The 21,452-nt window shown below is 65.7% G+C and carries 19 protein-coding genes and 1 pseudogene; 13 read left to right on the plus strand and 7 right to left on the minus strand.

Annotated features, from left to right (window positions below; genetic code table 11):
- The first annotated feature begins 410 nt into the window (after positions 1-410).
- Entirely contained in the window at positions 411-1,373 is a 963-nt protein-coding gene (mdh, locus tag AC2IR1_RS18425; RefSeq protein ID WP_486473432.1) for a malate dehydrogenase, read from the plus strand.
- 90 nt (positions 1,374-1,463) lie between these two features.
- Here mdh and AC2IR1_RS18430 read toward each other — a convergent pair whose 3' ends face one another.
- A complete protein-coding gene (locus AC2IR1_RS18430) occupies positions 1,464-2,300 on the minus strand; it encodes a glycosyltransferase family 2 protein (protein ID WP_486473433.1) in 837 nt (278 codons plus the stop codon).
- Positions 2,301-2,570: 270 nt separating this feature from the next.
- Between AC2IR1_RS18430 and sucC the strand changes: the two genes are divergently transcribed.
- From sucC to AC2IR1_RS18480, 10 genes are all read left to right on the plus strand, one after another.
- Positions 2,571-3,764 (plus strand): ADP-forming succinate--CoA ligase subunit beta, encoded by a 1,194-nt coding sequence (gene sucC, locus AC2IR1_RS18435; RefSeq protein WP_486473434.1) that lies wholly within the window; start codon positions 2,571-2,573, stop codon positions 3,762-3,764.
- Positions 3,765-3,768: 4 nt separating this feature from the next.
- On the plus strand, positions 3,769-4,653 hold the full coding sequence (gene sucD / locus AC2IR1_RS18440) for a succinate--CoA ligase subunit alpha (protein ID WP_486473435.1): 885 nt from the start codon (positions 3,769-3,771) through the stop codon (positions 4,651-4,653).
- A gap of 178 nt (positions 4,654-4,831) precedes the next feature.
- Positions 4,832-5,341, plus strand: coding sequence for a DUF805 domain-containing protein (locus AC2IR1_RS18445; protein WP_486473436.1), 510 nt, complete (start codon positions 4,832-4,834; stop codon positions 5,339-5,341).
- A 124-nt stretch (positions 5,342-5,465) separates the two neighbouring features.
- Positions 5,466-8,426 carry a 2-oxoglutarate dehydrogenase E1 component gene (locus AC2IR1_RS18450; RefSeq protein ID WP_486473437.1) on the plus strand — a complete coding sequence of 987 codons (2,961 nt, stop codon included), beginning with the start codon at positions 5,466-5,468 and terminating at the stop codon, positions 8,424-8,426.
- Positions 8,427-8,432: 6 nt separating this feature from the next.
- Complete coding sequence (odhB, locus tag AC2IR1_RS18455; protein ID WP_486473438.1) at positions 8,433-9,944, plus strand: 2-oxoglutarate dehydrogenase complex dihydrolipoyllysine-residue succinyltransferase; 1,512 nt, start codon at positions 8,433-8,435, stop codon at positions 9,942-9,944.
- 69 nt (positions 9,945-10,013) lie between these two features.
- The gene (locus tag AC2IR1_RS18460; protein ID WP_486473439.1) at positions 10,014-10,385 is read left to right on the plus strand and encodes a hypothetical protein; all 372 of its coding nucleotides are present in this window, start codon (positions 10,014-10,016) and stop codon (positions 10,383-10,385) included.
- Complete coding sequence (locus AC2IR1_RS18465) at positions 10,375-10,764, plus strand: MAPEG family protein (RefSeq protein ID WP_486473440.1); 390 nt, start codon at positions 10,375-10,377, stop codon at positions 10,762-10,764. Before AC2IR1_RS18460 ends, AC2IR1_RS18465 begins: the two co-directional genes overlap by 11 nt.
- 22 nt (positions 10,765-10,786) lie before the next feature.
- Complete coding sequence (locus tag AC2IR1_RS18470; RefSeq protein ID WP_486473441.1) at positions 10,787-11,212, plus strand: MAPEG family protein; 426 nt, start codon at positions 10,787-10,789, stop codon at positions 11,210-11,212.
- Between the two features lie 121 nt (positions 11,213-11,333).
- On the plus strand, positions 11,334-12,728 hold the full coding sequence (lpdA, locus tag AC2IR1_RS18475; RefSeq protein ID WP_486473442.1) for a dihydrolipoyl dehydrogenase: 1,395 nt from the start codon (positions 11,334-11,336) through the stop codon (positions 12,726-12,728).
- 188 nt (positions 12,729-12,916) lie between these two features.
- Positions 12,917-13,753 carry a glycosyltransferase family 2 protein gene (locus AC2IR1_RS18480; RefSeq protein WP_486473443.1) on the plus strand — a complete coding sequence of 279 codons (837 nt, stop codon included), beginning with the start codon at positions 12,917-12,919 and terminating at the stop codon, positions 13,751-13,753.
- Here the strand turns inward: AC2IR1_RS18480 and AC2IR1_RS18485 are convergent.
- The 5 genes from AC2IR1_RS18485 to AC2IR1_RS18505 all read right to left on the minus strand — a co-directional run bounded on the left by AC2IR1_RS18485 (position 13,704) and on the right by AC2IR1_RS18505 (position 17,560).
- On the minus strand, positions 13,704-14,483 hold the full coding sequence (locus AC2IR1_RS18485) for a peptidase associated/transthyretin-like domain-containing protein (protein ID WP_486473444.1): 780 nt from the start codon (positions 14,481-14,483) through the stop codon (positions 13,704-13,706). The genes AC2IR1_RS18480 and AC2IR1_RS18485 overlap by 50 nt on opposite strands.
- A gap of 171 nt (positions 14,484-14,654) precedes the next feature.
- Complete coding sequence (locus AC2IR1_RS18490; protein WP_486473445.1) at positions 14,655-15,260, minus strand: pyridoxamine 5'-phosphate oxidase family protein; 606 nt, start codon at positions 15,258-15,260, stop codon at positions 14,655-14,657.
- On the minus strand, positions 15,238-15,987 hold the full coding sequence (locus AC2IR1_RS18495) for a lysophospholipid acyltransferase family protein (RefSeq protein ID WP_486473446.1): 750 nt from the start codon (positions 15,985-15,987) through the stop codon (positions 15,238-15,240). Before AC2IR1_RS18495 ends, AC2IR1_RS18490 begins: the two co-directional genes overlap by 23 nt.
- Positions 15,984-16,865 carry a cell division protein FtsX gene (locus tag AC2IR1_RS18500; RefSeq protein ID WP_486473447.1) on the minus strand — a complete coding sequence of 294 codons (882 nt, stop codon included), beginning with the start codon at positions 16,863-16,865 and terminating at the stop codon, positions 15,984-15,986. The genes AC2IR1_RS18495 and AC2IR1_RS18500 overlap by 4 nt, the downstream gene beginning before the upstream one ends.
- Positions 16,866-16,882: 17 nt before the next feature.
- Positions 16,883-17,560 carry a cell division ATP-binding protein FtsE gene (locus AC2IR1_RS18505; protein ID WP_486473448.1) on the minus strand — a complete coding sequence of 226 codons (678 nt, stop codon included), beginning with the start codon at positions 17,558-17,560 and terminating at the stop codon, positions 16,883-16,885.
- A gap of 170 nt (positions 17,561-17,730) precedes the next feature.
- Here AC2IR1_RS18505 and AC2IR1_RS18510 point away from each other — a divergent pair.
- Positions 17,731-17,787 (plus strand): annotated as a pseudogene (locus AC2IR1_RS18510) (MJ0042-type zinc finger domain-containing protein); the annotation flags it as partial.
- A gap of 189 nt (positions 17,788-17,976) precedes the next feature.
- Positions 17,977-18,696, plus strand: a complete 720-nt coding sequence (locus tag AC2IR1_RS18515; RefSeq protein ID WP_486476463.1) for a zinc-ribbon domain-containing protein — start codon at positions 17,977-17,979, stop codon at positions 18,694-18,696.
- A 123-nt stretch (positions 18,697-18,819) separates the two neighbouring features.
- On the opposite strand, the gene AC2IR1_RS18520 is transcribed toward AC2IR1_RS18515, so the two are convergent.
- Complete coding sequence (locus AC2IR1_RS18520) at positions 18,820-21,444, minus strand: TIGR02302 family protein (RefSeq protein ID WP_486473449.1); 2,625 nt, start codon at positions 21,442-21,444, stop codon at positions 18,820-18,822.
- Positions 21,445-21,452: the final 8 nt, after the last annotated feature.

Here is a 21,452-nt window from a genome sequence, read left to right on the forward strand (position 1 = left end):
CGGAAGCCCGCCGGCTTGCAGGGATCTCCGTGGTGTCCCGGGGCTGCACTGGCGTCTTCCGCCCGCCCCGGCGGGAGCCATCCCACATCGCCTTCACGCTGCTCCGGCGCATTCACCATGCGATAATCCGGACCTTGACCTCGCCGGCCATGGCAGCGCTCCCATCATCGCGAGAAGAATCGCGGCAGCGCAGCATGTGCGCGCTAACATGCGCAGGCAAAGGGCATTCCGGCCCCGGAAGGGGCGGCGAAGAAGACCCGCGAGCAACATCACAACTGCCTGATTTCATGTAATTTCAGTGAATTTTCAACGGCCGCCTCCGGGCCTGATCCGCCGCTGCACCCTTGCGTCCCATCCGCAAACGGCCTACGCCATCCCTCGACGTTTCAACCGGACCGGAGAAAGAAACAATGGCCAGACCCAAGATTGCCCTCATCGGCGCGGGCCAGATCGGCGGCACTCTCGCCCATCTCGCAGCCCTGAAAGAACTGGGTGACGTTGTCCTTTTCGACATCGCAGAAGGCACCCCCGAGGGCAAGGCGCTCGACATCGCGGAATCCGGCCCCTCGGAAGGCTTCGACGCCAAGCTGAAGGGCACCCAATCCTACGCCGACATCGCCGGCGCGGATGTCTGCATCGTGACCGCCGGTGTCCCGCGCAAGCCGGGCATGTCCCGCGACGACCTGCTGGGCATCAACCTGAAGGTCATGAAATCCGTCGGTGAAGGCATCGGCGAATTCGCACCCGACGCCTTCGTCATCTGCATCACCAACCCGCTGGACGCGATGGTCTGGGCGCTGCAGAAGTTCTCCGGCCTGCCGACCTCCAAGGTCTGCGGCATGGCAGGCGTGCTGGACAGCGCGCGCTTCCGCCACTTCCTGTCGGTGGAATTCGACGTTTCCATGAAGGACGTCACCGCCTTCGTGCTGGGCGGCCACGGCGACACCATGGTGCCGTCGGTGCGCTACTCCACCGTGGCCGGTATCCCCCTGCCCGACCTGATCGAAATGGGCTGGACCACCCAGGAGAAGCTGGACGCGATCGTGCAGCGCACCCGTGACGGTGGCGCAGAGATCGTCGGCCTGCTGAAAACCGGCTCCGCCTTCTACGCGCCCGCGACTTCCGCCATCGAAATGGCCGAAGCCTACCTGAAGGACCAGAAGCGCGTCCTGCCCTGCGCCGCCTACTGCGACGGCGACCTGGGCGTGAAGGACATGTACGTGGGCGTTCCGACCGTGATCGGCGCTGGCGGCATCGAGAAGATCGTGCCGATCAAGCTGAACAAGGAAGAGCAGGAAGGCTTTGACAAGTCCGTGGACGCCGTCAAGGGCCTGGTCGAAGCCTGCAAGGGCATCGACGGCTCCCTGGCCTGATCCGCGCCAGTTCGAGAAACGGGAAACGGGCCGCATCGCGGCCCGTTTTTCTTTGCGCATCCCCAGGGTGCGAGGGTCTGCCGGGATCTGTCAGGTCCAGATGCCGTAGACGTCCATGAAATACTGCGCGCAGGCGATATTCGCGTCCCGCCGCCCCGCCCCGCCGATCCGCGCGAGGTAGAGGGGATCGACCTCGCTTCCGTCGCCTTCATCCAGCCGCAGGGCCCTGGCCTCCAGCCAGGGGGTGTGCCCCGTGCGGGCCAGATGCCCCGACAGCCACACATCATCGACCGCCCAGTGGCCATCGGGAATCTGCCAGGCTTCCGGGGGCAGCCAGTCCGGCCGGATCAGGATGCCGCCATAGCCTTCGGCGACATGGCAATGGCCGGACCGGGAATAGCGATTGCGCAGGGGGCGGACGAACCGGCGCAAGCCGAAGGGCGTGACCAGCCTGCGCAGGACCTGACCACGATGTTCGTCCCGATCGAACTCCTCCTCGTCGCGGTAGCCATAGCGTGGCTGCGGTACCTCTGCCGGCATCGGGAGTTCCAGGAAATGCATGTCGAAGCCCCCGGCGCAGATCGTCGCCTCCGGATGCGCCCGCCAGGCCCGCAGCAGCCTGCCGCTCCATTCCCGGCGGTAGATCCTGTCATCATCGCAAAAGAGCAGGCCGATATCCTGACCGCGCAGTTCCTCTGCCGCGTAGAGCACCTTGGTGGCGGGCCCCAGGTCTTCGTCGACGCGACAGATTTCCACGCCGCGCGGCACCTCGGGCAGGGTTCCGTCCCAGTCCGGAAAACGGCGGTAGCGGTGCGGGATGTAGAGGCGGATCGCCTCTGCGCGGCGGCGCTGTGCGAGGAGGCTTCGCAGCGGCGCGTCCAGCAACGAGAAGCGTGGCGGTATGCTGGACAAGCTGATGACATGCATGGATTTGACCCACTCGGATACTGACTTACGTCTGGGTCAACTACGGGGGTGCGGCGAAATGTACAATTCGGATACCGCGAATCTTGTCGGAGGGTGCCGCAAGCGCTGCAGCGATCAGCGCTTTCCGGTTTGTGATCACACGTTTTCCGGGCGTGATCACAAACTGCAAAAAATAGGCAGAAATTCTCCCACCCTCGCAAAAATTGGTTCATCGACAGGTAAGACTGTGCCACTACCGATGGCAATCGTAGCAAACGAGGGAAGAGGTTCATGAATATCCATGAATACCAGGCAAAGGCGATCCTGCGCGAATATGGCGCGCCGGTTTCCGACGGTCGCGCTGTCCTGAAGGCTGACGAAGCCAAGACTGCTGCAGGCGAGCTGGACGGCCCGCTGTGGGTCGTGAAGGCGCAGATCCACGCAGGTGGTCGCGGCAAGGGCAAGTTCGTCGAGGAAAGCGCCGGCGAAAAGGGCGGTGTCCGCCTGGCCAAGTCTGTCGAGGAGGCAGAGGCCGAAGCGAAGAAGATGCTGGGCAAGACCCTGGTCACGCACCAGACCGGTCCCGCAGGCAAGCAGGTGAACCGCATCTACATCGAAGCCGGTTCCGACATCGAGCGTGAGCTGTACCTGGCCCTGCTGGTCGACCGCGCCACCTCTTCCGTTTCCGTCGTCTGCTCCACCGAGGGTGGCATGGACATCGAGGACGTTGCCGCCTCCACCCCCGAGAAGATCCTGTCCTTCTCCATCGATCCGGCCACCGGCTATGCGCCGTTCCACGGCCGCAAGGTCGCCTTCGCCCTCGGGCTGAAGGGCGCCGCGATGAAGCAGTGCGTGAAGCTGATGGGTGACCTGTACCGTGCCTTCATGGACAAGGACATGGAACAGCTGGAGATCAACCCGCTGATCGTCATGCCCGACGGCAACCTGAAGGTGCTAGACGCCAAGGTCGGCTTCGACGGCAACGCCATCTACCGCCACCAGGACATCGCCGCCCTGCGCGACGAGACCGAGGAAGACGCCAAGGAACTGGCGGCCTCCAAGTACGACCTGAACTACATCGCGCTTGATGGCGAGATCGGCTGCATGGTGAACGGCGCAGGCCTGGCCATGGCAACGATGGACATCATCAAGCTCTACGGTGCCGAGCCCGCGAACTTCCTCGACGTCGGTGGCGGCGCCACCAAGGAGAAAGTGACCGAGGCCTTCAAGATCATCACGTCCGACAAGAACGTGAAGGGCATCCTGGTGAACATCTTCGGCGGCATCATGCGCTGCGACATCATCGCGGAAGGCGTCATCGCCGCCGTGAAGGAAGTCGGCCTGGAAGTTCCGCTGGTCGTGCGCCTGGAAGGCACCAACGTCGAGAAGGGCAAGGAGATCATCGCGACCTCCGGTCTGAACGTCATCGCGGCAGACGACCTGTCCGACGGCGCCGAAAAAATTGTTAAAGCAGTGAAGGGCTGAAACCATGGCAGTTCTCGTTGACGAAAACACCAAGGTCATCTGCCAGGGCTTCACCGGCTCTCAGGGTACCTTCCACTCTGAACAGGCGATCGCCTACGGCACCAAGATGGTCGGCGGCGTGACCCCCGGCAAGGGTGGCACCACGCACCTCGACCTGCCCGTCTTCGACGGCGTGGCCGAAGCGGTCGAGAAGACCGGCGCGAATGCCTCCGTCATCTACGTGCCGCCGCCCTTCGCGGCCGACTCGATCCTGGAAGCCATCGATGCCGAGATCCCTCTGATCGTCTGCATCACCGAAGGCATCCCGGTTCTGGACATGATGAAGGTGAAGGCCGCGCTGAAGAACAGCCAGTCCCGCCTGATCGGCCCGAACTGCCCGGGCGTCATCACCCCCGGCGCCTGCAAGATCGGCATCATGCCCGGCCACATCCACAAGCGTGGGTCCGTCGGCGTCGTGTCCCGTTCCGGCACCCTGACCTACGAAGCCGTGAAGCAGACCTCGGACGCGGGCCTTGGCCAGTCCTCCGCGGTTGGCATCGGCGGCGACCCGATCAAGGGCACCGAGCACCTGGAAGTGCTGGAAATGTTCCTGAAGGATCCGGAAACCGAGTCGATCATCATGATCGGTGAGATCGGTGGCTCGGCCGAAGAGGAAGCCGCACAGTTCCTGGCGGACGAGAAGAAGAAGGGCCGCTGGAAGCCGACCGCTGGCTTCATCGCCGGCCGTACCGCCCCTCCGGGCCGCCGCATGGGCCACGCCGGTGCCATCGTCGCCGGTGGCAAGGGTGGCGCGGAAGACAAGATCGAAGCCATGAAATCGGCCGGTATCGTTGTCGCGGACAGCCCTGCAGGCCTCGGTGAGGCCGTGCTGAAGGCCATCAAGGGCTGATCGGCCCCGCGGGCCCGGCCCGCACCACGCCAGACACGGGCGTGGGCCGTATCGCACAACGACGATACGGCCCTGTCCACATCCGTATGAAGCCCCCGTCCCGAAAGGGGGATAAGAGAACCGACATGCCACGCGAGCAAGCAGTCCCGGAGCCGTGTCAGCGAGAGGAGTTCATGAAATGAGCTTCTCCGACGCTATCCGCACCTGCCTGCGCAAGTACGTGACCTTCTCCGGCCGCGCGAGCCGCCCGGAATACTGGTTCTTCGTCCTGTTCAACATCCTTGCCTCCATCGCCCTGGGGATCATCGACGGCGTCGTCTTCAGCGCCTCCTCCGACGGGCCGCTTTCGGGGCTTTTCTCCCTTGCGATGTTCCTGCCGATGCTGGCGGCCGGCTGGCGCCGGATGCACGACAGCGGGCGCAGCGGACTGCACCTGCTCTACCCGATCATCGCCATCATCGGCACGCTCAGCTTCGCCGGTTTCGTGGGCGCGCTGAACTTTTCCGAGCCGGGCTTCCCCGGAGACGTCTTCGCGGGCATCGGAAGCCTTGCGCAGATCGTCCTGGTTCTGGCCATGATCGTCTGTGTCTTCTCTCCGCTCATCGTCCTGTGGTGGCTGACCCGCCCGACCGAGCCGCGCGAGAACCGCTGGGGCCCCGTCCCCACCAAGGGGGGCGCAACCGCATGACCTCCAGCAAGGCCAAAGTCCACTGCCAGAGCCCGCCTGCGGCCGCCCCGCCAGGCCGCACCCCCGCCGCCCACCCCGTTTCGTCGCAGACCGACGCTTTTCAGTTTCGTCCCCAGGTGACCAGATGACCGATCAGAGCCCTAACGACCTCTTCCACGCCTCCAGCTTCATGCAGGGGCACAACGCAGCCTATCTCGAACAACTCTACGCACGCTGGGCGAACGACCCGGCGGCCGTGGATGCCGCCTGGGCCGAGTTCTTCTCCAGCCTTGGCGACAGCGAGACCGAGGCGAAGAAGGAAGCCGAGGGCCCGTCCTGGAAGCGCACCGACTGGCCGCCGACCCCCAATGACGACCTGACCACGGCGCTGGACGGCATGTGGGCCGCCCCGGCCGAGGCCAAGGACGCGGGCAAGAAGATCAAGGAAAAGGCCTCCGAGAAGGGTGTTGCGGTTTCCGATGACGCCATCAAGCGCGCCGTGCTGGACAGCATCCGCGCCATCATGCTGATCCGCGCCTACCGGATCCGCGGCCACCTGGCCGCAGACCTGGATCCGCTTGGCATGAAGGACGCCGTGGCGCATCCGGAACTGGACCCGGCGTCCTACGGGTTCACCTCTGCCGACATGGACCGCCCGATCTTCATCGACAATGTCCTGGGCCTGCAGGTCGCCTCGATGCGGCAGATCGTCGACATCGTGAAGCGCACCTACTGTGGCACCTTCGCCCTGCAGTACATGCACATCTCCGATCCGGAGCAGGCCGGCTGGCTGAAGGAGCGGATCGAAGGTTTCGACAAGGAAATCAAGTTCACCCGCGAAGGCCGCCGCGCCATCCTGAACAAGCTGGTCGAGGCCGAGGGCTTCGAGAAGTTCCTGCACGTCAAGTACATGGGCACCAAGCGTTTCGGCCTGGACGGTGGTGAGGCGCTGATCCCCGCGATGGAGCAGATCATCAAGCGGGGCGGCAACCTGGGTGCCAAGGAAGTCGTGGTCGGCATGCCGCACCGCGGCCGCCTGTCGGTGCTGGCCAACGTGATGGGCAAGCCCTACCGCGCGATCTTCAACGAATTCCAGGGCGGCTCCTTCAAGCCCGAGGATGTCGACGGTTCCGGCGACGTGAAATACCACCTCGGCGCGTCTTCCGACCGTGAGTTCGACGGCAACACCGTCCACCTGTCGCTGACCGCCAACCCCTCGCACCTGGAAGCCGTGAACCCGGTCGTCCTGGGCAAGGCCCGCGCCAAGCAGGCACAGCTGAACGATCCGGAGCGCATCAGCGTGATCCCGATCCTGCTGCACGGTGATGCGGCCTTCGCCGGTCAGGGTGTCGTGGCCGAATGCTTTGGCCTGTCGGGCCTGGTCGGTCACCGCACCGGCGGCACGATCCACATCGTGGTGAACAACCAGATCGGCTTCACCACCGCGCCGCACTTCTCGCGCAGCTCCCCCTACCCCACCGACATCGCCCTGATGGTCGAGGCGCCGATCTTCCACGTCAACGGGGATGACCCGGAAGCCGTGGTGCACGCCGCCAAGGTGGCCACCGAGTATCGCCAGAAGTTCCACAAGGATGTCGTGATCGACATCTTCTGCTATCGCCGCTTCGGTCACAACGAAGGCGACGAGCCGATGTTCACCAACCCGATCATGTACAAGAACATCAAGGGTCACCGCACGACCCTGTCGCTCTACACCGATCGGCTGGTCAAGGACGGCCTGATCCCCGAGGGCGAGATCGAGGACATGAAGGCCGCCTTCCAGGCCCACCTGAACGAGGAGTTCGAGGCCGGCAAGGAATACAAGCCCAACAAGGCTGACTGGCTGGACGGCAAGTGGTCCGGTCTGGAGCGGGAAAAGGAAGACTACCAGCGCGGCGAAACCGCGATCAGCCCCGAGCTGATGGAAGAAATCGGCAAGTCGCTGTGCTCCGCCCCGGAAGGCTACCCGATCCACAAGACCGTCGGCCGGCTTCTGGATGCCAAGACCAAGATGTTCGACAGCGGCGAAGGCTTCGACTGGGCGACCGGCGAAGCGCTGGCCTTCGGCTCGTTGCTGACGGAGGGCTACCCGGTCCGCCTGGCGGGCCAGGACAGTACCCGCGGGACCTTCTCCCAGCGGCACTCGGCCTTCATCAACCAGGAGACGGAAGAGCGTTACTACCCGCTGAACAACATCAAGCCGGGCCAGGCGCGCTACGAAGTCATCGACTCGATGCTGTCGGAATACGCGGTGCTGGGCTTCGAATACGGCTACTCTCTGGCCGAACCGAATGCCCTGGTCGCCTGGGAAGCCCAGTTCGGCGACTTCGCCAACGGCGCGCAGATCATGTTCGACCAGTTCATCTCTTCGGGTGAATCGAAGTGGCTGCGGATGTCCGGCCTGGTGATGCTGCTGCCCCACGGCTACGAAGGCCAGGGGCCGGAGCACTCCTCCGCCCGCCTTGAACGCTTCCTGCAGATGTGCGGCCAGGACAACTGGATCGTCGCCAACTGCTCCACCCCTGCGAACTACTTCCACATCCTGCGCCGCCAGCTGCACCGCAGCTTCCGCAAGCCGCTGGTCCTGGTCACGCCGAAATCGCTGCTGCGCCACAAGATGGCGGTCAGCAAGACCGAGGACTTCGTCACCGGATCCAGCTTCCACCGCGTGTTGTGGGACGATGCGGAACGCGGCAATTCGAGCACCCAGCTGGCTGCCGACGACAAGATCAAGCGCGTCGTCATGTGCTCCGGCAAGGTCTATTACGACCTGCTGGAAGAGCGTGACGCCCGTGGCATCGACGATGTCTACCTGCTGCGTGTCGAGCAGTTCTATCCCTTCCCGGCGATTTCGCTGGTCAAGGAACTGGAACGCTTCAAGGGCGCAGAGATGGTGTGGTGCCAGGAAGAGCCGAAGAACCAGGGCGCCTGGACCTTCATCGAACCCAACATCGAATGGTGCCTCAACCGTATCGGCGCCACTCACAGCCGCCCGCGTTACGTGGGCCGCGTCGCATCCGCCTCGCCGGCCACCGGTCTGGCCAAACAGCATAAAGCCCAGCAGGAGTCGCTTGTCGACGAAGCGCTGACCATCGAAGGAAACTAAGGACCCATGAGCACCGAGATCCGTGTCCCCACCCTTGGGGAATCCGTTACCGAAGCCACCGTCGCAACCTGGTTCAAGAAGCCCGGCGATGCCGTCGCCGTCGACGAGATGCTGTGCGAGCTGGAAACCGACAAGGTGACCGTGGAAGTGCCCGCGCCCGCCGCCGGCGTCCTGGCCGACATCGTCGCCAAGGAAGGTGAAACCGTGGGTGTCGACGCCCTGCTGGGCATGATTTCCGAAGAAGGCAATGCAGGCCCGGAAGAGCCCGCACCCCGTCACCTCGACGCGCCCGCCGAGGAGCCCGCCTCCGCCGGTGGCGAAGCGATGCCGATCATGGTCCCCACCCTGGGTGAATCCGTGACCGAGGCCACCGTAGCCACCTGGTTCAAGAAGGAAGGCGAAAGCTTCGCCGCCGACGAGATGCTCTGCGAGCTGGAAACCGACAAGGTGTCGGTCGAGGTTCCCGCGCCTGCCGCCGGCACCCTGACCAAGATCCTCGCGGCCGAAGGCGAAACCGTCGAAGCCGGCGGCCAGCTGGCGGAGATGACCACCGGTGCCGGTGGCGCAGCCGCGGCCCCCGCCGCATCCGCCCCCGCTCCGGCTGCCGCACCGGCATCCTCCGGCGGCAAGGACGTCGAGGATGCGCCCTCCGCCAAGAAGGCCATGGCCGAAGCGGGCCTTTCGGCCTCTGCCGTGACCGGCTCCGGCAAGGACGGTCGCATCATGAAGGACGACGTGGCAAAGGCCCTGGCCGCTGCCAAGGCGGCCCCGGCGGCGCCCGCCGCTGCCCCGCGCGCACCGGTTCCGGCCGATGACGCGGCCCGCGAAGAGCGCGTCAAGATGACCCGCCTGCGCCAGACCATCGCCAAGCGCCTGAAGGACAGCCAGAACACCGCGGCCATGCTGACCACCTACAACGAGGTGGACATGACCGAGGTCATGGCCCTGCGCAAGCAGTACAAGGAAGAGTTCGAGAAGAAGCACGGCGCCCGCCTGGGCTTCATGTCCTTCTTCACCAAGGCATGCGTCCACGCGCTGAAGGAAGTGCCGGACGTCAACGCCGAGATCGACGGCACCGACGTGGTCTACAAGAACTACGTCCACATGGGCATCGCCGCGGGCACCCCGCAGGGCCTGGTGGTTCCCGTCATCCGCGATGTCGACCAGATGTCCTTCGCCGAGATCGAGAAAGCCATTTCCGAGAAGGGCAAGCGCGCCCGTGACGGCAAGCTCAGCATGGCGGAAATGCAGGGCGGCACCTTCACCATCTCCAACGGTGGTGTCTATGGCTCGCTGATGTCCTCGCCGATCCTGAACCCCCCGCAGTCCGGTATCCTCGGGATGCACAAGATCCAGGACCGTCCGATGGTCGTCAACGGCGAGATCAAGATCCGCCCGATGATGTACCTGGCGCTGTCCTACGATCACCGCATCGTCGACGGCAAGGGCGCCGTGACCTTCCTCGTGCGCGTCAAGGAAGCGCTGGAAGATCCCCGTCGCCTGCTGATGGATCTGTAAGACCCGGTTCGCGCGCCCGGCCACGGCCGGGCGCGCACCTCCCTTTTGCGAATTCCGGACCCGCCCCCGATGAAACTCGCCCGTCTCTCGTTCTGGCTCATCCTCGCCACCGGCGCGGCCGCCTTCGTTCTGACTGGCGCCCGGATCGGTGCGGGCAGGTCCAGCTTTGCCGACATGGGTCGGCTCCTGCTGCAGATGGCCCTTTGCGGTGGCATGCTGTTTGCGCTTTGTCGCGAGGCGCCGGGGCGGATCACCCGCCTGGCCGCTCTGCTGCTTTGCCTCGGCCTTTACCTCTATGCGATTTCCGGTGGGCTGATCTGGTCCAACCTCGGGCAGCTGATCATCGGCACCCTTGCCGTGGTTGCCGCCACCGACATCATCGTCACACGCAGCCGTTTCCATGCGGCGCAAACGCGTCTGGAGACCCGCAATGCATCCTGAACTGATCGCCCTTGCCGTGGTCGCGCTGGAACATGTCGTCCTCGTCGGCTGGTCCCAGTCGCTGCTGACCCGTGATGTCGGATCAGAGGCCAATGCCTCCCCCCGGGATGAGCTGCCGCCGCTGGCCAAGGATACGATGCGTCTGCGCCGCGCCCTGGCCAACCACACGGAGAACTTCCCCTTCTTCATCGGCGCCGTGGTCGTCGCGCTGCTGTCCGACGGTGGCAACGGCGTGACCGCGACCTGCGCCTGGATCTACGCCGTGGCGCGCGCCATCTACATTCCCGCCTATGCCTTCGGCTGGTCGCCCTGGCGGTCGATGATCTACATGTGCGGGTTCCTCGCCACGCTTGTCATGTACGTCGCAGCCTTCTTCTGAGCCGCCTTATTCCGAGGTCCACATGAACCCCGCCCTGCCCATCGAAGCGAAGATTCTCGGCCTTGCAGGCCTGCTGCAGGTGATCCAGATCGCCCTGATGGCCGTGCCCGCCAACCTGGAACTGGGCACGCGACTGACCATGGGCGCGCGGGATCCGCAGGATGTCGAGGGCGGCAATCCCTATCTGCTGATGTCGCGCCGCACCGGGCGGCTGCATCGCGCGATGAACAATCACTTCGAGGGGCTGATCCTCTTCACCATCGCCGTGGCGTTGGTGACCTGGGGCGGTGCCTCCTCCGCCGTGACGGTGACCTGCGCCTGGATCTACCTGGCCGCGCGGGTCCTTTACGTTCCGGCCTATGCCTTCGGCTGGGCGCCCTGGAGGTCTTACCTCTGGGCGCTTGGCCTGCTTGCCACCGTGATCATGATCTGCGCCGCGCTCTTTTAGATCATTCGACGGCCCGAAATACTCCGGGGGGCCGCGCAAGCGGCGGGGGCAGAGCCCCCTCCCCGGCCCGAAACGAAGCACTCCCGGCGCGGGACGCGCCACACGAAAGAAGGAGATACCCATGGCCCAATATGACGTCATCATCATCGGTGCCGGCCCCGGCGGCTACGTGTCCGCGATCCGCTGCGCCCAGCTCGGTCTGAAAACTGCCTGTGTCGAAGGGCGCGAAACCCTGGGCGGGACCTGCCTGAACGTGGGCTGCATCCCCTCCAAGGCGCTGCTGCACGCCACGCACCAGCTGCACGAAGCAGAGCACAACTTTGCCAAGATGGGCCTGAAGGGCAAATCCCCGAGCGTTGACTGGGACGAGATGAAGGCCTTCAAGCAGGGCGTCGTCGACAGCAACACCGGCGGGATCGAATTCCTGTTCAAGAAGAACAAGATCGACTGGATCAAGGGCTGGGCCTCCATCCCCGAGGCCGGCAAGGTCAAGGTCGGTGCCGAGGTCTACGAGACCAAGAACATCGTCGTCGCTTCCGGCTCCGTCCCCTCTGCCCTGCCGGGCCTCGAGGTGGACAACGAGAAGGGCATCATCGTCGACAGCACCGGCGCGCTGGACCTGCCCAAGGTTCCCAAGAAGATGGTCGTCGTCGGCGCCGGCGTGATCGGCCTGGAACTGGGTTCGGTCTATGCCCGCCTGGGGTCCGAAGTGACCGTGGTCGAGTTCCTCGACAAGGTCACCCCCGGCATGGATGGCGAGGTTCAGAAGAACCTGCAGAAGATCCTGGCCAAGCAGGGCATGACCTTCATCCTGGGCGCCGCCGTTCAGGGCGCCGAGACCACCAAGACCAAGGCCAAGCTGACCTACAAGCTGCGCAAGGACGACAGCGAGCACGTGCTGGACGCCGATTGCGTGCTGGTCGCCACCGGCCGCCGCGCCTTCACCGACGGTCTGGGCCTGAAGGAACTGGGCGTCGACATGACCGACCGCGGCGTCGTCAAGACCGACGCGCATTGGGCAACCAGCGTGAAAGGCGTCTACGCCATCGGTGACGCGGTTGCGGGCCCCATGCTGGCCCACAAGGCCGAGGACGAAGGCATGGCCGTGGCGGAAGTCATCGCGGGCAAGCATGGCCACGTGAACTACGATGTCATCCCCGGCGTGATCTACACCACCCCCGAGGTCGCCTCTGTCGGCAAGACCGAAGAGCAGCTGAAGGAAGAAGGCCGCGCCTACAAGGTCGGCAAGTTCTCCTGGATGGGCAACGCGCGGGCCAAGGCCGTGATGCAGTCCGAAGGCTTCGTGAAGATCATCGCGGACAAGGAAACCGACCGGATCCTCGGCTGCTCGATCATCGGCCCCTCCGCCGGCGACCTGATCCACGAGGTCTGCGTGACCATGGAATACGGCGGCTCCGCCGAGGACCTGGCGCTGACCTGCCACGCGCACCCGACCTTCTCGGAAGCCGTGCGTGAAGCCGCGCTGGCCTGCGGCGACGGCCCGATCCACATGTGATCCTTCCCGAGGATTGCTGAAAGAGATCGCCCGCCCCGAAAGGGGCGGGCGTTTTCGTGGGCAGGCGGCAAAACACGCGCCCGGTATCACGTACCGCGACCTTCCGCGCCTTTAAACATTGGTAAATTGCGCTAAACTTTCTGGAAGGTCCCGGCCTGCCGGGGCGCAAGCGAGAGGGAGGCAAGCGCATGGATCGTCCGGAAGTATCGGTGATCATTCCCGCCTACCGGGCGGAACGGACCCTGAACCGGGCCATCGGGTCCATCCTGAACTGTGGCCTGGCCCCCGATGTGGTGGAGATCGTCGTGGCCTCCGACGACGGGCACGAATACCGCCGTACGCTGCGGCCCGGTCCACAGCGGATCGTGACCGCGCCGGTCGGCGCGGTGCGCAGCGGCCCGGGCGAGGCGCGCAACCGCGGGCTGGCTGTCGCGCAGGGGCATTTCATCACCTACCTGGATGCCGATGACAGCTGGGAACCGGGTTACCTGTCGGCCCTGCTGCCGCTGGCCCGCCGCCAGGGCGCAGCCTTTGCCCGCACCAAGATCCTTGACCAGGAGGGGGAGGAGCTCATGCTTCTGCCGCCGAATGCGGATGTCCTGACGCTGACCCAGCTGGGCAAGACCGGCGCGTCCTACCAGCCGCTGCTCGCGCGGCGCCTGGCGCGGCCCTTCTGTCGCCTGCCGGCACAGGACGTCCGCCACGCGGCCGAGCTTCTGGCGCGCCTAGGCGGCTCCGCCCCACTTGGGCGCGCGTTCTACCAGCTGCGCCTGTCACAGAGGTCGTTGACGTCGGATCCGGAGTTTCCTCACAAGGTCGATGCCGCCTATGTCGCCCATACCGAGGATATCCTTGCCGGGGCCGGAGACATCGACGACGCGATGCGACCGGCCGTCGCCCAGGTCTTCCGCGACAAGGCGCGGCTGAATGCCGAGTACATCGCCGCCGGCGAAGAAGCCGGCAGCTTCTACCACTTCATGGCTGCGCGCCTCGCCCCCCGGAAGGCGTCTGCCTTGCGTCAGTGACCGGGCCTGGGGCTGCTGCTGGGGGAAAGTCCGCCTCCGGCACCGCATTCGCGAATTGCCAGTCGGGCCCGTCCGTGTCGACGCAGATCACCAGGCTGGCGAAGTAGCCGCCCGGCATTTCCTCGACCCGGGCAAAGGCATCATCCTGCCCCGGTGCGGGTCTGACACGCCCACGCGCGGCGCCGGCCCCATAGGCCATGTCGCTTTGCTGCAGGTAGGATGTGAGCACCTCCGGCAGCCGGATCATGCCGGTGACCATCGTCGCGTTGCCCGGAAAGAGCCTGTAGTGGATCCGGGAGACGCCACTGTCGCCACGCCCCGGATAGATCGTGCGGAAGCTGACGATGCCGCGATGATCGCTGAGCTGGAACCCACCCAGGGCAGACGCCCCTTCCCAGTCGTCGCCCCGTCCCGAGGCATCCGCGTGGCAGACATCGACCCGGGTATCGGCGATGGCGCGTCCTGCGGCGGAAACGACCTGCAGCGCCAGATGGAGGGGGCGCCCGGGCTGGCTGCCCGCGATATCGGTCCGGAACTCCTCAGGCTCGATGGCGAAATGCCCGCGCACCGGTTCGGCGCGCCTCAGGGCCACGTTGGGTGCGATCAGACCGGCGGTCATGGCCTGCATTCGGGTGGCACGGGCGAAACTGCCAACGCCTTGACGGGTTACGGGGGAGAGGGACAGGAAACGCAGAAGGCGGCTGCCGTCGGGGTCACTTGCATCGAGCATGGGGGAGGCCTCGTTCACGGGTATCATGCAGATGGGGTCATGATCCTGTTACGCAAGAGGCCGGGATTTCTTACGGGCATGCGGGCAAATAATGAGTGCCCCGGGCGGCACAGGCGAAAATCCGCCCTCGCACCGCCCAGGGCTGGCGGCGGGCCGCTCAGCCGGTGGTGATCACCACATCGTCTGGGCCGCGCGGGCCGGCCAGGACTTGTCGTAGTCGGCGCCACCGACCTCGCCGTTGGTCATGTTCGACAGGATTTCCCCCGCACTCGGCAGCTCCGCGCTTTCGTCCTTTCCTTTCCACAGCCCCGCGCGCATGACCGCCCGGGCACATTGGAAATAGATCTCTTCTATCTCGACGACGATGACCGTGCGGGGCTGCTTGCCATCCCGTTCGAAGGAGGCAAGCAAAGCCGGGTCCGCCGAAACGCGCCCGCGCCCATTGACCCGCACCACGTTGGTCGAACCCGGGACCATGAACATCAGCGCCATCCGCGGATCGCGGACGATATTGCGCAGGGTGTCGATGCGGTTGTTGCCACGCCAGTCCGGCAGGGCGAGCGTGCCCGGGTCCAGTTCGCGCACCACGGGGCCGTCGTCACCGCGCGGGCTGCCATCGGCGCCCTCTGGCCCGACGGTGGAGACGACGCAAAAGCGCGATGTCATGATCCACTTGCGATAATCCGGCGTCATCCGCCGTGCCACCTTCCGCGTCGCCGCCGCGACTGGGGTGCCATAGATCCGTTCCAGATCCTCAACCGTCTCCAGGTACTGCATGGGGATCGAACCCTCCTTCCAGCATGAGCGCGTCCGAGCGCGCCTCGATCACGCGTGCCAGTTCGGCACGGAATACATCGCGGGGAATTTGAGGCTGCATCGCGGGAAGGAATTCCACAACACCCAGACCGGGCTTGCGCAGGATGCCCTGCCGCGGCCAGAACAGCCCCACGTTGGTCGCGGCCGGAATGCAGCGCTGGCCGGTCTGTTCGTAGATCGCCGCCACACCGACCTTGTAGTCGGCCCTGGCCCCCGGCGCGACGCGGGTCCCCTGAGGATAGATGATCAGCTGCCCGGCCGGGGCATCGCCGCTGGTCACCGCGTTCATCATGTCCCGGATCGCCTCTGCCCTGCGGCCCCGCTTGACCGGCACGCAGCCGATGCGCAGGGCATAGAATCCGAGCACGGGAGCATAGCGCAGGCTGTCCTTCATGATGAACTTCGGGCGCGGCACCTCCGACACGATGAGGATGATGTCGAGGAAGCTCTGATGTTTGGACGCGATCAGGACCTCTTCGGTGGGCACCTGTCCGCGCACCTCGGTCCGCAGACCGCAGATGATGCGCAGGGACCAGCGCACGTAGCGGCTGTAGGCCCGCGCGCCCGTGTAGGCGCCGCGGCGGTCCAGCAGGGTCCAGGGCAGGAAGCAGATGCCGAAGATCGCCATGGCCAGGTACATCTGGGTGATGAAGATCAGCGAACGCAGGTATTGCCAGACCAGTTTCATGCGAGCCTCTGCAGCATGCGCCGCGCGGCGGAGCGCGTGGCAAAGAAGGATACGACGGCGGAAAGCGGCGGCAGGAAGAAGGGCCAGATCCAGTCCCAGCCGCGCAGGCCAAGGCCGGTCAGGAAGCCACCTTCGGGCGCCGCATCCGGCAGCGCCATCAGCGCGGCAAGCCCCAGCACGGTCCCGATGACTGCGCCCCAGAAGGCCCGGAAGGTGAAGCGCCGGACGAAGGCGCGCGCGATGAAATCATCCTTGGCCCCCACGAGCCTGAGCACGGTGATGACCTGCGCGTTGGCCGCCAGCGCGGAGTTCGCGGCAAGGGTGATCATCGCCGCCATGACGCCTCCGATCAGGAGAAGGGACAGCAGGCCAAGCGCCCTGATCCGCTCTGCCGCCTGCACGAGCGGACGCCGCCATCGGCCGTGATCGTCGAGCACCGCACCGGGCACCTCTGCCGACAGGCGCAGGCGCAGGCCCGCCGGGTCGTAGCCATCGGCATCCTCGATGATCTCGACCAGCTGCGGCACGGGAAGGGATTCGAGCGGCACGTCGGGTCCGAACCAGGGTTCCAGGAGGGACTTCTGTTCTTCCTCGGTCAGGGCGCGCGCCCGGGCGACGCCCTTGGTCGTCTGCAGCACCTTCAGCGCCTGTTCCGTCTGCGCCGCGATCTGATCCGCCGGGGCGGAAATCCGCAGGGTCGAACTGCGGGCAAGCTCCTGCGACCAGTTCGAGGCCATGCGCCCCGTCGCAAGGGAAAGCGCCAGGGCGAAGACCGCAAGAAAGGCCATGGCTGCAGCCGCAAAGAGCGTCAGCCGGGCGGTGAAGCCCGTGGGCGGGACCACGCGATCCGATTGCTTGTCACCCTTCAGCAGCGACATGGGAGAAAGGCCCAGGTTCAAAGGTCTGCCCCCGCAAGCTGCAACCGTCGCTTGGCAATGCGCAGCACCCGCGCCTGGACACGGGTCTTGGCTGCACGGATCAGAGTGAGGTCGTGGGTCGCGATCATCACCGTCTTGCCCATGCGGTTCAGCTCCACCAGCAGGGACAGCAGCCTTTGGGACATTTCCCAGTCCACGTTGCCCGTCGGTTCATCCGCCAGAATGACATCCGGGCTCATGATCACGGCGCGGGCCAGGGCCGCGCGCTGCCGTTCGCCGCCGGAAAGTTCGGGCGGGCGGGCGTTGGCCCGGTGGGCAAGGCCGCACCAGGCGATGAGCTCCTGCAGGTTGGCCTCCTCCCCCGCGATGTCGTGGCCCGACACCATGAGCGGCAGTGCGATGTTCTCCGTCACGGTCAGGTGGTCCAGGAACTGGCAGTCCTGGTGCACGACGCCGATGCGGCGCCGCACCTGGGCGATGTCGTCGCGCGACATCTCCCGCAGGTCCTTGCCGAACAGCGTGGCACTGCCCGCTGTCGGGACAAGCGCGCCATAGCAAAGCTTCAGAAAGGTGGTCTTCCCCGCGCCGGAGGGGCCCGTCAGGAAGTGAAAGGACCCGGGCGTCAGCCTGAGGGAGATGTCGCTCAGCAACTCTCCGCCGCCATAGGAATAGGCGAGATTGTCCAGTTCTATCACGTCGGCCCCCGGGGATGCCGTTTCCTTTTGCAGGATCGCTGCCGCCGTTGCAATCGGGCCGCCCGGCCGAAATAGCACTTTTCCGCGTTTCCTGAACCACATATGGTGGCGGAACTAGTTGAGGCCGGGCGCCGAGCCACCGGACCCGGCGGATCGGAAGATGGGGCCCGATGCGTCTAACCTGCCCGAATTGCGGTGCTCAGTACGAAGTGCCCGACGCGGTCATTCCGCTGTCGGGACGAGACGTGCAGTGTTCGAATTGCGGGGATACCTGGTTCCAGGCGCATCCCTCGCAAGAGGTTCCTGCATCGGACAGCCCCGCGCCGCGCGCTGAAACACCGGCTGTCGCAGCGTCCACGCCGGACAGCCACCCCCAGGAACGTGTCCGCCCAAGGCGGCCCCTGGTAGATCCGCAGATGGCACCTTCCTCCGACGGAGGCCCATCAGAAGAAGGCCAGCCAGAGGAAATCCCGTCAGAGGAAAGCCTGTTCGGGGCGGACCTGTTCACGGAAGACGATACTGCCGAAGCGGAAGAAGAGGACCTGGGCGAAGCCCCCGGGGCTGCCAATCTGCGCCGGCGGGAACTGGATCCTTCGATCAAGGAAGTGCTGCGGGAAGAGGCCGTGCACGAGATCGAGGCGCGCGCCAAAGAAAGCGGCAGCCTGGAAAGCCAACCGGACCTGGGCCTGGGCGAGCCGGAGGCCGAGCCTGAGCCCACCAAGCGGGAGCGCGAGGCGAAGGCAAGGGTTGCGCGGCTGCGGGGCAAACCTGCCCCAAGCGGGGATGCAGAAGCGGAAGAGGAACAACAGACGACCTCCCGCCGGGACCTGCTGCCCGACATCGAGGAAATCAATTCCAGCCTGCGCAGCCGCAACCAACGGGTTGAAGATGAAGAGGATTTCGATGAGCTGGATCCGGAGCGGCGGCGGAATTTCCGTCGCGGCTTCGCCTTGCCGGTCTTCATCGCGGCCATCGGCCTGCTGGTCTACTCCAATGCGCCGAAGATCGCCGACACCTTCCCCCAAACCGCGCCGGCGATGCAGGGCTATGTCACCGCAGTGAACGATGGCCGTGTCTGGCTGGATGAAAAGGTGCGGGTGCTGGTCGCCTGGATCGAGGAAAAGACGGCGAGCTGAGGCGTCTGCGCGCCGCCTTGCCTGATCTGAGCTTCGTAGGGCGCGCCGCCAATCCGTCAGGTCGGGACAGGGTGTCGTCACCCCGAGTCTGAAAGTCTCGCCGCCTCAGTCTCCTGACGGAGCCTAGAACCTGTCCAGCAGCCGCCGCAGATAGTCGCGTTCTTCTTCGGTCCGGGCCGTTTCACCGGAGCGGCGCCGTATCTCATCCATCAGGTCGCGGGCACGGTCCTGTGCCTCCAGATCCTGGAGCATCTGCCGGTCATTGCCGAGGGCGCCATTGCTGCCTTCCCCGCGGCCAAGCGGATCACGGCGCTGACCGGGCGTGTTGCCCTCCGTCTCGCCCTGGCCGCCGGCCATTTCACGGTCCTGCTGCGCCATGGCTTCGCCAAGGTTGCGCATGCCCTCTCTCAGTGCGTCCATTGCCTGGGACTGGCGGTCGATCGCTTCGGGCAGATCCCCCTCGCGCAGGGCCTCCTCTGCCCCGCGCATCGCACGGTCTGCGTTTTCCAGCGCCTCGCGTGCAGTCCGGCCCGCTTCGGTGCCGGCACCGGGCAGGTTGCCCCGCTGACGCTCCAACTCCTGGCGGAGGGCGCGCTGACGGTCCTCCAGGGTTCCGGCATCGGGGGCTCCCTGCCGCTCCCCGCCCTGGCCGCCCTGCCCGTTGCCGGCCTGACCGCCCTGCTGTCCTTCCTGTTGCCCGGGCTGCTGCCCCTGTTGGCCCTGCCCGCCCTGTTGCTGCCCCTGTTGCTGGCCTTCCTGCTGACCGGGCTGTTGCCGTGCGCCAGAGTTGCCATCGGAGTTGTACTGATCCTGCAGATCCCGGAAGGCGTCATCCGACAGCTCCTGCTGATCGCGCAGGGTTTCGCCCAGCCCCTCCATCGCCTGCTGCCCCGGGCTTTGCTGTCCCTGGCCGTTCTGGCTCTGGCTCATCTGCATGTTTTCAAGCAGCTGCTGCAGCTCCTCCAGCGCCTGCTGAGCCTCCGCCATGCGGCCCTCTTCCATGAGCTCCTGGATCTTGTCCATCATCCGCTGGATGTCGTCCTGCGTCATCTGAAGCGTGTTTTCCATGTCCATGGGCGGCTGGCCGGACTGCTGGGATTGCTCGCGTTGCTGCTGCTGGGCCAACTGACGCATGTAGTCCTGTGTCGCGTCGCGCAACTCCTGCATCAGGCGGGCGATTTCATCGGGAGACGCGCCATTGCGCATTGCTTCTTCGAGCCTGGCCCGCGCGCGTTCCAGCCGGGCGCGGGCATCCTCGAGGTCTCCGTCCTCGATCTCCACCGCCATGTCCCAGAGAGCCTGGGTGACGTCGGCCACCTGCGCGTCGCTCATCGGGGTATAGCGCACGATGGTTTCCATCTTCCGGATCAGCCGGTCGAGCCGCATGTCCAGCACTTCGGAGGGAAAGAGCCCCTGGCCATGCCAGCGCACGGCCCGCAGAACCTGCGCGACCCTGGTCGCGTTGTCGCGGTTCCAGAAGAGATCGCGCCGCATCTCGATGAGGGTCGCAGCTAGCGGGTCGAAGAAGCGCCGCGCGTCCAGCAGCATGCCGTAGCCGTCGCTCCGCCCCGATTGCCCAAGGGCGTCCTCCACCGTCAGGGACACCTTGACCGGAAGGTTGGCCCAGGGGTGTTCCGAAAAATCCTCCACCAACGCCTCGGTGAAATCCGCACGGGAGCCGGACAGGGGCATGGGCAGCGCGATGCGGATCGGGTCACGTGCTTCTGGCGGCAGCGCCAGTCCATAGCGACGGTCGACCGCATCCAGGTCGAGCGTGATCACGGCTTCTCCGCCGGCCACACCGTAGTCGTCATGGGCGGAAAACGGCATTGTCAGCACGCCCTCGCCATCCGCCTCCGCCGGACCGACGACAGAGGCCGAAGGCGCCTGGTCCGGTGTCATGGCGACTTGCCATTCGCGCCCTGCCGGGCCTTCGACCGCCAAACGGCCACTTTGGGCAATGCTGAATTCCTGAGCAGCGGAGGTGGCTGCAGGCAGGTCCCCCACCCGACCCGAAACCGATTCGGACAGTTCCAGGCGGCCCTCTGGCCCATAGAAGCGCAGCGTGACCACCGAGCCTTGCGGCGCGGACAGCGTCCCTTCGGCAATATCGCCGAGGTATAGCGTCGGAAGGCCGGTGTAGGCGGGGGGCGCAACCCACCCCTCCCACGACGGGCCGACGGCGGCTTGTGCGCCCCCGGGGCCCATTTCCCCCAGATCCCCAAACCGCCAGAGCGACCCGAAGATGATACCGACGCAGGCCAGGGTGAGCGCGACATAGCGCAGACCGTAGGAATCACGGCTGGACAGGCGAAGATCGGGTCGCACCCTGCGTGCGGCAGAGGCGCGTGCCGCCATGCGGGACTGGTGCGCGGCCCAAAGCGCACTGGTGCCTGCATCCGTCGCCCCGATGGCCTGCGTATCCCGCAGCGCCTGCAGGGGCTGCCCCTCCAGAGAGGCATCGAGGCGGCGGAAAGCGTCTTCGCGGCTGGGGATACGAAAGCGCCGCAGCCCCAACACGAGAAGCGCAAGCGCGGCGAGAGCAACAAGAGCCCCAAGCGCCCAAACCATCTCTGTCGGCAATGCCGAAACGATGCCGAGCATCACCAGCGCGAGACAACACAGAAGAAGCGACCAGAGCGGCCAGAACGCACGCGCCAATCGTTCCGCCAGCATTCCCACCCGGGTCTGGGCGAGTTGCCAGCGAATGCGGCGCAGGGTTTCGGTCAGTCGCGTCTGGTCAGCCATGCTCCGTC

This window comes from Pseudooceanicola sp. NS-SX8, assembly GCF_057380755.1.

What these genes read in the sequence shown, in the direction of transcription:
- mdh (WP_486473432.1), top strand. Translation starts at nt 411, where the DNA reads ATGGCCAGACCCAAGATTGCCCTCATCGGCGCGGGCCAGATCGGCGGC.
- AC2IR1_RS18430 (WP_486473433.1), bottom strand. Translation starts at nt 2,300, where the DNA reads ATGCATGTCATCAGCTTGTCCAGCATACCGCCACGCTTCTCGTTGCTG.
- sucC (WP_486473434.1), top strand. Translation starts at nt 2,571, where the DNA reads ATGAATATCCATGAATACCAGGCAAAGGCGATCCTGCGCGAATATGGC.
- sucD (WP_486473435.1), top strand. Translation starts at nt 3,769, where the DNA reads ATGGCAGTTCTCGTTGACGAAAACACCAAGGTCATCTGCCAGGGCTTC.
- AC2IR1_RS18445 (WP_486473436.1), top strand. Translation starts at nt 4,832, where the DNA reads ATGAGCTTCTCCGACGCTATCCGCACCTGCCTGCGCAAGTACGTGACC.
- AC2IR1_RS18450 (WP_486473437.1), top strand. Translation starts at nt 5,466, where the DNA reads ATGACCGATCAGAGCCCTAACGACCTCTTCCACGCCTCCAGCTTCATG.
- odhB (WP_486473438.1), top strand. Translation starts at nt 8,433, where the DNA reads ATGAGCACCGAGATCCGTGTCCCCACCCTTGGGGAATCCGTTACCGAA.
- AC2IR1_RS18460 (WP_486473439.1), top strand. Translation starts at nt 10,014, where the DNA reads ATGAAACTCGCCCGTCTCTCGTTCTGGCTCATCCTCGCCACCGGCGCG.
- AC2IR1_RS18465 (WP_486473440.1), top strand. Translation starts at nt 10,375, where the DNA reads ATGCATCCTGAACTGATCGCCCTTGCCGTGGTCGCGCTGGAACATGTC.
- AC2IR1_RS18470 (WP_486473441.1), top strand. Translation starts at nt 10,787, where the DNA reads ATGAACCCCGCCCTGCCCATCGAAGCGAAGATTCTCGGCCTTGCAGGC.
- lpdA (WP_486473442.1), top strand. Translation starts at nt 11,334, where the DNA reads ATGGCCCAATATGACGTCATCATCATCGGTGCCGGCCCCGGCGGCTAC.
- AC2IR1_RS18480 (WP_486473443.1), top strand. Translation starts at nt 12,917, where the DNA reads ATGGATCGTCCGGAAGTATCGGTGATCATTCCCGCCTACCGGGCGGAA.
- AC2IR1_RS18485 (WP_486473444.1), bottom strand. Translation starts at nt 14,483, where the DNA reads ATGCTCGATGCAAGTGACCCCGACGGCAGCCGCCTTCTGCGTTTCCTG.
- AC2IR1_RS18490 (WP_486473445.1), bottom strand. Translation starts at nt 15,260, where the DNA reads ATGCAGTACCTGGAGACGGTTGAGGATCTGGAACGGATCTATGGCACC.
- AC2IR1_RS18495 (WP_486473446.1), bottom strand. Translation starts at nt 15,987, where the DNA reads ATGAAACTGGTCTGGCAATACCTGCGTTCGCTGATCTTCATCACCCAG.
- AC2IR1_RS18500 (WP_486473447.1), bottom strand. Translation starts at nt 16,865, where the DNA reads ATGTCGCTGCTGAAGGGTGACAAGCAATCGGATCGCGTGGTCCCGCCC.
- AC2IR1_RS18515 (WP_486476463.1), top strand. Translation starts at nt 17,977, where the DNA reads ATGGCACCTTCCTCCGACGGAGGCCCATCAGAAGAAGGCCAGCCAGAG.
- AC2IR1_RS18520 (WP_486473449.1), bottom strand. Translation starts at nt 21,444, where the DNA reads ATGGCTGACCAGACGCGACTGACCGAAACCCTGCGCCGCATTCGCTGG.